This window comes from Cellulosimicrobium cellulans (assembly GCF_042723955.1).
GTDB lineage: Bacteria > Actinomycetota > Actinomycetes > Actinomycetales > Cellulomonadaceae > Cellulosimicrobium > Cellulosimicrobium cellulans_H.
In genome coordinates, this window is sequence record NZ_JBHXIC010000006.1 from 13102 (window position 1) to 23123 (window position 10022).

General features: G+C 74.2%; 9 protein-coding genes. 5 read left to right on the forward strand and 4 right to left on the reverse strand.

Annotated features, from left to right (window positions below):
• Positions 1 to 284 precede the first annotated feature (284 nt).
• A complete protein-coding gene (locus tag ACFWH7_RS03040; RefSeq protein WP_087470098.1) occupies positions 285 to 665 on the reverse strand; it encodes an FKBP-type peptidyl-prolyl cis-trans isomerase in 381 nt (126 codons plus the stop codon).
• 135 nt (positions 666 to 800) lie between these two features.
• Between ACFWH7_RS03040 and ACFWH7_RS03045 the strand changes: the two genes are divergently transcribed.
• The 3 genes from ACFWH7_RS03045 to ACFWH7_RS03055 all read left to right on the forward strand — a co-directional run bounded on the left by ACFWH7_RS03045 (position 801) and on the right by ACFWH7_RS03055 (position 5011).
• Positions 801 to 1964: a VIT1/CCC1 transporter family protein gene (locus ACFWH7_RS03045; RefSeq protein WP_378214953.1), complete on the forward strand. Its 1164-nt coding sequence runs from the start codon at positions 801 to 803 to the stop codon at positions 1962 to 1964.
• Positions 1965 to 2071: 107 nt separating this feature from the next.
• Positions 2072 to 3232, forward strand: coding sequence for a hypothetical protein (locus ACFWH7_RS03050; protein ID WP_378214954.1), 1161 nt, complete (start codon positions 2072 to 2074; stop codon positions 3230 to 3232).
• Between the two features lie 84 nt (positions 3233 to 3316).
• Positions 3317 to 5011, forward strand: coding sequence for a hypothetical protein (locus tag ACFWH7_RS03055; RefSeq protein ID WP_378214955.1), 1695 nt, complete (start codon positions 3317 to 3319; stop codon positions 5009 to 5011).
• Positions 5012 to 5075: 64 nt separating this feature from the next.
• Here ACFWH7_RS03055 and ACFWH7_RS03060 read toward each other — a convergent pair whose 3' ends face one another.
• Together ACFWH7_RS03060 and ACFWH7_RS03065 are read right to left on the reverse strand one after the other, a co-directional pair.
• Positions 5076 to 6458: a GntP family permease gene (locus tag ACFWH7_RS03060; protein ID WP_378214956.1), complete on the reverse strand. Its 1383-nt coding sequence runs from the start codon at positions 6456 to 6458 to the stop codon at positions 5076 to 5078.
• Positions 6459 to 6516: 58 nt separating this feature from the next.
• On the reverse strand, positions 6517 to 7089 hold the full coding sequence (locus ACFWH7_RS03065) for a gluconokinase (protein WP_378214957.1): 573 nt from the start codon (positions 7087 to 7089) through the stop codon (positions 6517 to 6519).
• A gap of 165 nt (positions 7090 to 7254) precedes the next feature.
• Here ACFWH7_RS03065 and ACFWH7_RS03070 point away from each other — a divergent pair, with 165 nt between their 5' ends.
• Complete coding sequence (locus ACFWH7_RS03070; RefSeq protein WP_378214958.1) at positions 7255 to 7956, forward strand: FadR/GntR family transcriptional regulator; 702 nt, start codon at positions 7255 to 7257, stop codon at positions 7954 to 7956.
• 78 nt (positions 7957 to 8034) lie between these two features.
• Here ACFWH7_RS03070 and ACFWH7_RS03075 read toward each other — a convergent pair whose 3' ends face one another.
• Complete coding sequence (locus ACFWH7_RS03075; RefSeq protein ID WP_378214959.1) at positions 8035 to 8493, reverse strand: MarR family winged helix-turn-helix transcriptional regulator; 459 nt, start codon at positions 8491 to 8493, stop codon at positions 8035 to 8037.
• A 157-nt stretch (positions 8494 to 8650) separates the two neighbouring features.
• Between ACFWH7_RS03075 and ACFWH7_RS03080 the strand changes: the two genes are divergently transcribed.
• Positions 8651 to 9922 carry an MFS transporter gene (locus tag ACFWH7_RS03080; protein WP_378214960.1) on the forward strand — a complete coding sequence of 424 codons (1272 nt, stop codon included), beginning with the start codon at positions 8651 to 8653 and terminating at the stop codon, positions 9920 to 9922.
• Positions 9923 to 10022 lie beyond the last annotated feature (100 nt).

Below are 10022 nucleotides of genomic sequence, written 5' to 3' on the forward strand. Positions count from 1 at the left end.
ACCGCTGCGTCCGACTGTTCGGGGGGGAGGGTTTTTGTTTAAACGCGCCGGGAGGCAGCCCTGTCTGGGGGGCTGGGTGTTGTTTATACGCGCCCGGCGCCCCCCCCCGGCCCGGGGGGCGGCGCGGCGGGGGGGTAGGGGGCCCCCCGCGGGGGCGGGGCCGCCCCCCCCCGACCTGGTCCCGTGCCCCGGACCCGCGAGCTGATGCCGCGGGCGCCCGAGGGAGGCCGCACGACGACGGAGGGCCCCGGTCGACGACCAGGGCCCTCCGCGGTGCGCGTCGGTCAGGAGACGCCGAGCAGGTCGATGACGAAGATCAGCGTCTTGCCGGACAGGCGGTGGCCGCCGCCCGCGGGGCCGTAGGCGAGCTCCGGCGGCACGACGAGCTTGCGGCGCCCGCCGACCTTCATGCCCGGGATGCCCTGCTGCCAGCCCGCGATGAGGCTGCGCAGCGGGAAGTTGATCGACTGCCCGCGGTTCCACGAGGCGTCGAACTCCTCGCCCGTCTCGTACTCGACGCCGAGGTAGTGCACGTTGACGGTCGCGCCCGGCGTGGCCTCGGGACCGTCGCCGACGGTGATGTCCTCGACGACGAGCTCCGTGGGGGCAGGGCCCTCCGGCGCGTCGACCTCGGGGCGGGACAGCTCGTTCTCTCCAGTGGTCATGCTCCGATCCAACCACGACGCCGGACGACGAGCCGTCCGAGGTTGGGGTCGCCCGGAACGCGGGTCGCGGGGACCCCCGGGACCTCGTTCGGCCGCGCGCAACACGGCGAGGCCGGAGATCGCCATCATGGAGGCATGCCCACGAGACCCGCGCAGCCGTCCGGCACGCCTCCCGAACCCCCGACCGGGGCTCCGACCGGGGCGGCCGGGCTCCGCGACTCGTCCGCCGGCGAGGGCCGGCCGACGCCGCAGGAAGCGCGGCGGTGGCGGCGGTTCCTCGCCGACGAGCGGGCGGAGGCCGCCGTCTACCGAGACCTCGCGAGCCGTCGCACCGGGGAGGAGCGCGACATCCTGCTGGCGCTCGCGGACGCGGAGAAGCGGCACGAGCAGCACTGGCTCGACCTGCTCGGCGACGACGTCGGCAAGCCGCTGCGCGGCGACTGGCGCACCCGGACGCTCGGCTGGCTCGCGCGCCGCTTCGGCGGCGTCTTCGTGCTCGCGCTCGCCCAGCGCGCCGAGGCGCGCTCGACGTACGACACCGACGCCGACGCGACACCGACGATGGCCGCGGACGAGCGGATCCACGAGGAGGTCGTGCGCGGGCTCGCGACGCGCGGGCGCAACCGGATGTCGGGCACGTTCCGCGCCGCGGTGTTCGGAGCGAACGACGGGCTCGTGTCCAACCTCGCGCTGATCCTCGGCATCGGGGCGTCCGGGGCGTCGAACAGCACGGTCCTGCTGTCCGGGCTCGCGGGCCTGCTCGCGGGCGCCCTGTCGATGGGCGCGGGGGAGTACGTGTCGGTGCGGTCGCAGCGCGAGCTGCTCGACGCCTCGACCCCCTGCCCGCAGGCGTCCGCCGCGCTGCCTGACCTCGACGTGGACGCGAACGAGCTCGCCCTCGTCTACCGGGCGCGCGGCATGGCGCCGGCGGAGGCGGAGGAGCACGCCGCCGACGTCCTCGCGACGTACACGCAGCAGACCGTCATCGCGCCGCCGCCCAGCACGGACGAGCACGAGACGCACGGCACGGCCATGGGGGCGGCGGTCTCGTCGTTCCTGTTCTTCGCGTCGGGCGCACTCATCCCGGTGCTGCCCTACCTCTTCGGCCTGTCGGGTTTCGTCGCCGTGGGCATCGCGGCGCTCCTCGTGGGGATCGCACTCCTCGCGACCGGCGCGACGGTCGGCCTGCTCTCGGGGACGTCCCCGTTGACGCGTGCGCTCCGGCAGATCGGTATCGGCTTCGGCGCGGCGGCGGCGACCTACCTCCTCGGCCTGGTGTTCGGGGCAACCGTCGGGTGAATTCGGGCGCTCCCGGTGGTGAGCGTCACACGGGCGTGCCTACCGTGGCCCCGGACGGGCCTGCCGGCCCGCCCCTTCGCTGCACCGACGGACCCACGGGGCACACGATGGACGCGACGCACGACGCGCAGGGCAGGCGCGCACCAGCCGCCCGTCGCTGGCTCGTGCGCGCGCTCGTGGCCGGTGGCGGTCTCGGTGCGGGTCTCGCCTTCGCCGTCGCGACCGCGGGCGGCGCGTCCGCCGCGGACGACCCGCTCGGTCTCGGCAAGGCCCTGTCACCCGTGACCTCGACGGTCGAGGCCGTCGTCGACCCGGTCGTGCAGGACGTCGTGAAGCCGGTCGTGCGCGACGTCGTCGCCCCGGTCGTCCAGCCGGTCGCCCCGGTCGTCGAGAAGGTCGTGACCCCCGCCGCGCCTGTGGTCGAGGAGGTCGTGCGGCCCGTCGCCCCGGTGGTGGAGCAGGTGGTCGAGCCGGTCGCTCCCGTGGTCGAGCAGGTCGTCGCGCCGGTGGCGCCCGTCGTGCAGCCCGTGACCGACGCCGTCGCCCCCGTGACCACGCCGGTCCTCGACGCGGTCGTGCCGGCCGCGACGCCGGTCGTCGAGGCGGTCGCCCCGGTGGTGAACCCGGTCCTCGAGACCGTGGCACCGGCGCTCGACCCGGTCGCGCCGGTCCTGGAGGCGCTGACCCCGGTCCTCGACGCCCTGGCGCCGGTCACCGATCCGGTGCTCGGTCCTGTCACGGGCCCGCTCACGCCGCTGGACCCGCTCGCGCCCGTGCTGCCCGAGGCGCCCGGGACGGGCCCGGGGACCCCGGGCACGGTCGATCCGACGACGCCCGGCGCCGTGGAGCATGGTCCTGACCTCGGCCCCGCCGCCCCGGTGGTGCCGCTCTCGGCGGGTGGCGAGCTACCGTCCGCACCACCGGCCGGTGCGGACCGCGCGGGCCCGACACCGGCTCTCGGCGCGAGGCTCGGCGCGCCGCTCGGGAACGGCAACGGCCGACAGCTCTTCGACCAGGCCACAGCTCCGCCGGGCACTGTTGCGCCCGCAGGCGGCCCGACGGCGCCCGGCGGAGCCCCCTCCGACGGCGGGCTCGGCACCTCGCCCACCCCGTCCGGCAGCGCGCAGCGCGCCGGGTCGGGTGGCGACCTCGCAGCGGTCGGCCACGGCGCCGACGCCCCCGCACTCTCGTCCTGGACCGCCGTCGTGGACGACGCGCGGTCGAAGCACCCCTCGACGTTCTTCGAGGTCCCTGTCTCTCCTGCCTGAGGTGGTCCGCCGCCGCGCGTCGCGCGGCAGACGCGACCCGGCGCCGTCGTGCGCCACCACCTTTGAGCAGGAAAGAGAACGATCATGCACACCTTCGTTCGGCGCGCGCTGCGCACAGCGCTCGTCACAGGCGGCCTCGTGGTCGTCGGGGCCGGAGCGGCCCACGCAGCCGAGGGCGACCTCCTCGGCGACCTCGGGCTGGACGTGTCGGTCGAGGCTCCGTTGAGCCAGGTGACCGAGGTCCTTCCCGACGTGGCGGTGGACGTTCCCGTGAACGTCCCCGTGACCGTGTCCGACGTCGCGGTGGGGGCTCTCGGGGATGCCACGGTGACCCCGGAACCCGCACCCGCACCCGCACCGGAACCCGAGCCGGCGCCCGCACCCGAGCCTGCTCCGGCTGGGCCGGCGGGCGTCGACCTCGACGTCCCGGTGACGATCCCGGTGGACGTGTCGGGAGTCGCCGTCGGCGTCCTGGGCGACGCCGCGGTGACGCCCGCCGCGGACGCGGCGCCCGCACCGGCTCCCGCCCCCGAGCCCGCTCCGGCGGACTCGGCGGACGTGGACGTCGACATCCCCGTGACGATCCCGGTGGACGTCTCGGGTGTCGCGGTGGGTGTGCTCGGCGATGCGGCCGTCACGCCCGCACCCACGACGCCGGCAGACCCGGCGGACGGCGCCGAGGGCACCGACGACGGCGCAGCGGGGTCGGGCTCCGACGTGGACGTCGACGTGCCGGTGACGGTTCCCGTGGACGTCTCGGGCGTCGCGGTGGGCGTCCTGGGCGACGCGGCCGTCACGCCGGCCCCGACGGCTCCGGCTGCGCCGGCCGCGGGCGCTGACGACGACACGGCCGCTTCCGGTGCCGACGTGGATCTCGACGTGCCGGTCACCGTCCCCGTGGACGTCTCCGGTGTCGCGGTCGGCATCGGCGGCGACGCGACGGTCGGCGGTGGCACCGGCGATGGCTCCGGCGACGGGGCCGGCTCCGGCGACGCGCCCGGCGGCTCGGGCCTGCTCGACGGCGTCCTGGGCGACGGCGGTCTCGTCGACGACCTGCTCGGTGACGGGCTGCTGGGCGACGGCGTGCTCGGCGGGGACGCCGGACTCCTCGACGACGTCCTCGGCGAGGACGGTCTCGTCGACGACCTGCTCGGCGGCGGATCGTCGGGTGACGGTCTGCTGGACGGCGTGCTCGGTGACGACGGCCTGCTGGGCGACGACGGTCTGCTCGACGGCGTGCTCGGTGACGACGGCGTGCTCGGCGCGCTGCCCGACCTCGACGTCGAGCTCCCGGTGACGGTGCCCGTCACGGTGTGCGGCGTGGGTGTGGGCCTGCTGGGCGACGCCTCCGCCGCGTGCCCGACGGCGGCGGTCCCCACCGACCCGACGGACCCCACCGACCCGACGGACCCGACGGACCCGACGGACCCGACGGACCCGACGGACCCGACGGACCCGACGGACCCGACGGACCCGACGGACCCGACGGACCCGACCGACTCTGGTGACCCGGGGACGTCCGACGGTACGAACGGCACGGTGACCCGCGTGCTCAACCCGGTCGCCGGGAACGGCGCGATGACCGCCGCGACGGGCGGTTCGACCGTCATGGCCTCGGCCCCGACGGCCCTCGCCACGACCGGTGCGGGCGGTGACCTCGGACTGCTCGTGATGGCGGGGCTGCTCACGCTCCTCGGCCTGTCGCTCCAGCGCTTCCGCCGGAAGTCCTGGGTCGCGGACCAGGACGCCTACGCCCCGGTCTTCACCGACCGGAGCTGACGTCCGCCACGACAGGACCGCCCGGGCCTCGCGCCCGGGCGGTCCTCGCGGTGCTCGCCGCGCGTCAGGCGACGGCGAAGACGAGCGCCGCGATGGCGAAGCCCATGACGCCGATGGCGGTCTCCATGACCGTCCAGGTGCGGAGCGTCGTCTTGACGTCCATGTCGAAGAACCGGCCGACGAGCCAGAACCCGGAGTCGTTCACATGACTGAGCACCACCGAGCCCGCGGCGACCGAGACCACGACGGCGGCGAGCTCGATCGCGTTGAAGCCGCCCGCCTCGACGGCGGGGGCGATGAGCCCCGCGGCGGTCGTCAGCGCGACGGTCGCGGAGCCCTGCGCGACGCGCAGGATCGCGGCGATGAGGAACCCGGCCACGATGACCGGCAGCCCGAGGTCGCCGAGCACGTCGGCGAGCGCGTCGCCGATGCCCGTCGCGCGGAGCACGCCTCCGAACATGCCGCCGGCCCCGGTGATGAGGATGACCGAGCACACCGGGCCGAGCGCCGAGTCGAGCGTCTTCTCGAGCGCGGTCCCGGAGACTCCGCGACGCCGACCCAGGACCCACGCCGCGACGAGGACCGTGATGAGCAGCGCGACCGGCGTCGCGCCGATCGCGCGCAGGGTCTGGACCGCGGGGTTCTCCGCGTCGACGGCGCCGGCGACCCGCAGCGCGTCGAGCCCGGTGTTGGCGAAGATCAGCACGAGGGGCAGCAGGAGGATCGCGACGACCGTGCCGAACTTCGGCGGGTTCTCGAGCTGGTCCTCGTCGGCCTCGCCGAGGATCGCGGGGATGGGTAGCTCGATGCGGCGTCCCGCGAAGCGGCTGAACAGGTAGCTCGTGACGTACCAGGTGGGGATCGCCACGACGAGGCCGAGGAGGATGACGATGCCGACGTTCGCGCCGAGGAACTCGGTCGCGGCGACCGGACCGGGGTGCGGTGGCACGTAGATGTGCATCACGGAGAAGGCGCCCGCGACGGGAAGGCCGTACAGCAGGAGGGAGCCGCCGAGCCGGCGGCCGACCGAGAACACGATCGGCAGCATGACGACGAGACCGGCGTCGAAGAAGATCGGGAACCCGAAGATGAGCGACGCGAGACCGAGCGCGAGCGGCGCGCGCTTCTCGCCGAACTTCCCGATGAGGAAGTCCGCCATGACCTTCGCGCCACCGCTCGTCTCGACGAGGCGTCCCAGCATCGCGCCCAGCCCGACGAGCAGGGCGACGGTCGCGAGCGTGGTGCCGAACCCGGCGGTGAGCACCTCGATGACCGAGCCGGTCGGGATGCCCGCCACGACCGCGGTGAGCAGGCTGACGAGGATGAGTGCGAGGAAGGCGTGCAGCTTGAGCTTGATGATGAGGAACAGCAGGAGCGCGATCGCTCCTGCGGCGATCGCGAGCAGCGGCCCGGCGGTGAGGGTCTGTGTCCAGTCTTCAGGGGGCATCGGTGTCTCCGTCGACGTCGTGGTGAGTGGAAACGGGGAGAACGGTCGGGGCGCGCGCTCAGCGGGCGCCGGGCGCGCTGCTCAGCCGCGTGCGCGCGAGGATCTCGTCCACGATCTGCTCGGGCGTGGAGGCGACGTCGAGCGTGAAGCCGGGCTCGTCGTCGTCCAGGGCCTCGAGCGTCGCGAGCTGTGAGGGCAGGAGCGACGTGGGCATGAAGTGCCCGCTGCGGTGCGCCATGCGCTCCGCGAGAAGGTCGGAACTGCCGTCGAGGTGGACGAAGCAGACCTGTCCGCGCGCGGTGCGCAGGAGGTCGCGGTAGGACCGCTTGAGCGCGGAGCAGGTCACGACGCCGGAGCGCCCGGCGTCCGCCTCGGCGCTCAGCCAGTCGCGGATCGCCTCGAGCCACGGCCACCGGTCCTCGTCGGTGAGCGGCGTCCCGGCGCTCATCTTGGCGATGTTGGCCTCGGGGTGGAACTGGTCGGCCTCGGCGTACTCGGTGCCGAGGTGCCGGGCGAGCAGCGTCGCGACGGTGGTCTTGCCGGATCCGGCGACGCCCATCACGACGAGGTGCTGGGGCTGGGAGCTTCCGGCGTCGTCGGTCCGGTCGGTGGTGCTGACGTCCGTGTCCATGTGTCGACTTCCGTGTCGGGCGGGGCGTCCGGGGCGGGTCGGCGCCATGCCGGACGCTCCCCGGGCGGCGACCGTCGTGGTCGTCGCTGGCCTCCACTGTGGGCTATTGGTACTACCTTTGGCAAGTGATTGATCACACCAATCGCCGCTACTAGGCTGCGAGGCATGGCGACGACGGTCTTGCACACCACCGTGCTCGACTCCCTGGGTCGTCGCATCACCAGCGGCGACGTCCCGGCCGGTACGCCGCTCACGCTCGAGTCGATCGGGTCCGAGTTCGGCGTCTCGCGCACCGTCGCGCGCGAGGTCATGCGCCTCCTCGAAGGGCTCGGCCTCGTGCGGTCCCGGCGGCGCGTCGGGCTCGTGGTGCTCGGCATCGAGGAGTGGAACGTCCTCGACCCGCGCGTCATCCGGTGGCGCCTCGAAGGTCCCGGCCGGGACTCCCAGCTCCGCACGCTCACCGAGCTGCGCCACGCCGTCGAGCCCCTCGCCGCTGCGGGCGCCGCAGTCCACGCGACCGCCGCGGAGCGCGCCGAGCTCGTCGCGGCCGCCGCGCGCATGCGGATGCTCGGCGAGGCGGGCGACCTCGAGGAGTTCCTCGCGCTCGACGTCCGCTTCCACGAGCTCCTGCTCCGCGCGAGCGGCAACGAGATGTTCGGCGCGCTCGCGGGCGTCGTCGCCGCGGTGCTCAGCGGACGGACGCACCTGGGCCTCATGCCCGCGTCCCCGGTGCCCGAGGCGCTGGACCAGCACGAGGCCGTCGCGCGGGCCGTCGCGGACGGCGACCCGCGCGCCGCCGAGGCGGCGATGGCGGCGATCGTCGGCGAGGTCCGCGCCGCGCTCGGTGGGGTCGACCGGCAGGCCTGACCGGGCGGTCGTCCGCTCTCCCGCCTGGCTCTACCGCGCTCGCCCCGGACGACGGCGCGCCGGTCGGGGCTGGCGCAGCTACCTCGCGTCGGCGGGGGCCGGGAGCGCGTGGAGCGCGTCGACGAGCGACGCGAGCTCGGGCGTCTCCGTCGCGTCGTGCAGGGCTGCCTCGAGGGTCGCGTCGTGGGTGGGCCGCGCGGCGAGCAGCAGGACCTCGCCCGCGGGCGTGAGCTCGGTGTAGATCCCACGGCGGTCGTCCTGGCACACGATGCGCGTGAGGAGGCCGCGGTCCTCGAGCCGGTTGACGAGCCGGGTCGTCGCGCTGGGGGAGAGGGCGGCGGCGCGCGCGAGCTGCTGCATGCGCATGTGCCAGCCGTCCTGCCGGGAGAGCGCGTCGAGCACGGTGTACTCGACGACCGAGAGGTCGTGCTCCGACTGGAGGGCTCGCTCGAGCGCTGCGTCGATGAGCCCGTGCAGCGCGGCGAGCGTGCGCCAGCCCTGTGCGCGGATCTCGACGGCGTCGTCGGCGATGCCCATGGGTCCCTCCTCGGGTGCGTGCGTGCCGTCACAACTATAGCGCTTGTGCAACTAATCGGCGCGTGCAACTATCGATAGCGCGCGTCTGCAACAAGTGCAGGCGCCAGGTGAACGCGTGCGCAACGCTTCTCACCTCCCTCCGGACCAGGAGATCGTCATGCCAGTCGCCCTCTGGGCCCTCGCCATCGGGGGCTTCGGCATCGGGCTCACCGAGTTCGTCATCATGGGTTTGCTTCCCGAGGTCGCCGCCGACTTCGGCGTCACCGAGTCCGTCGCGGGTTACCTCATCTCGGGCTACGCGTTGTCCGTCGCCGTCGGCGCGATCGGCCTCACCGCCGCCCTCACGCGCGTCGACCGCAAGAAGGCCCTGCTCGGCCTCATGGTCCTGTTCATCGCGGGCAACCTGCTGTCCGCCGTCGCGCCGACGTACGAGGTCATGCTCCTCGGCCGCGTCGTCGCGGCGCTGTGCCACGGCGCGTTCTTCGGGATCGGTGCCGTCGTGGCGGCCGACCTCGTCGCGCCCGAGAAGCGCGCCGGGGCCATCTCGATCATGTTCGCCGGGCTGACCATCGCGAACGTGCTCGGCGTCCCGTTCGGCACGTTCCTCGGCCAGGCCGCCGGGTGGCGCGCGACGTTCTGGGCCATCACCGCCATCGGTGTCGTGGCGCTCGCCGGGATCGCGCTGCTCGTCCCGTCGCGGGTCGGTTCGCCCGACGGCGTCCCCGCGCCCGGCGGCAGGACCTCGCCCGGGACGGACCGCGCGTCGGGCAGGACCGGACTGCGCGGCGAGCTCGCCGCGTTCCGCAGCGCGCAGGTGTGGTTCTCGATCGCGATCACCGTGCTCGGGTTCGGTGGGATGTTCGGCGCGTTCACGTACATCGCGTTCACGCTCACGGAGGTGGGCGGGTTCACGTCGGCGTCGGTCCCGTGGCTGCTCGTCCTGTTCGGCGGCGGGCTGTTCGTCGGGAACCTCGTCGGTGGGCGTGCGGCCGACCGCCGTCTCGGCACGACGCTCGTCGTGCTGTTCGCGTCGCTCACGGTCGTGCTCGGCGTGTTTGCGCTCACCGCGACGAGCCAGGTCATGACCGTCGTGAGCCTCGTCCTCATGGGCGCCTTCGGGTTCGCGACCGTCCCCGGGCTCCAGATGCGCGTCATGTCCTACGCGCAGGGCGCGCCCACGCTCGCGTCGGGCGCGAACATCGCCGCCTTCAACGTCGGCAACGCGCTCGGCGCCTGGATCGGTGGCCTGACGATCGCCGCCGGGCTCGGATTCACGTCGCCCCTGTGGGCGGGCGCAGCGATGACGGCCGTCGGGCTCGTCGTCCTGCTCGTCGCGGTCCGTGCCCGCGGCGGCGAGTGGTCGCGAGCCGAGCGGCCACCGCGCGACGCCGATCGGCCCGTCCCGCACGACGTCCCGGCCGCCGTCTGACCCACGATCCGCCGAGGTAGAACGCTGGTCGCGCGAAGTAGAACCCTGGTAGCGCGAGGTCGAACCGTGGTTCACCGATGCGCGAGCCACCGTTCTACTT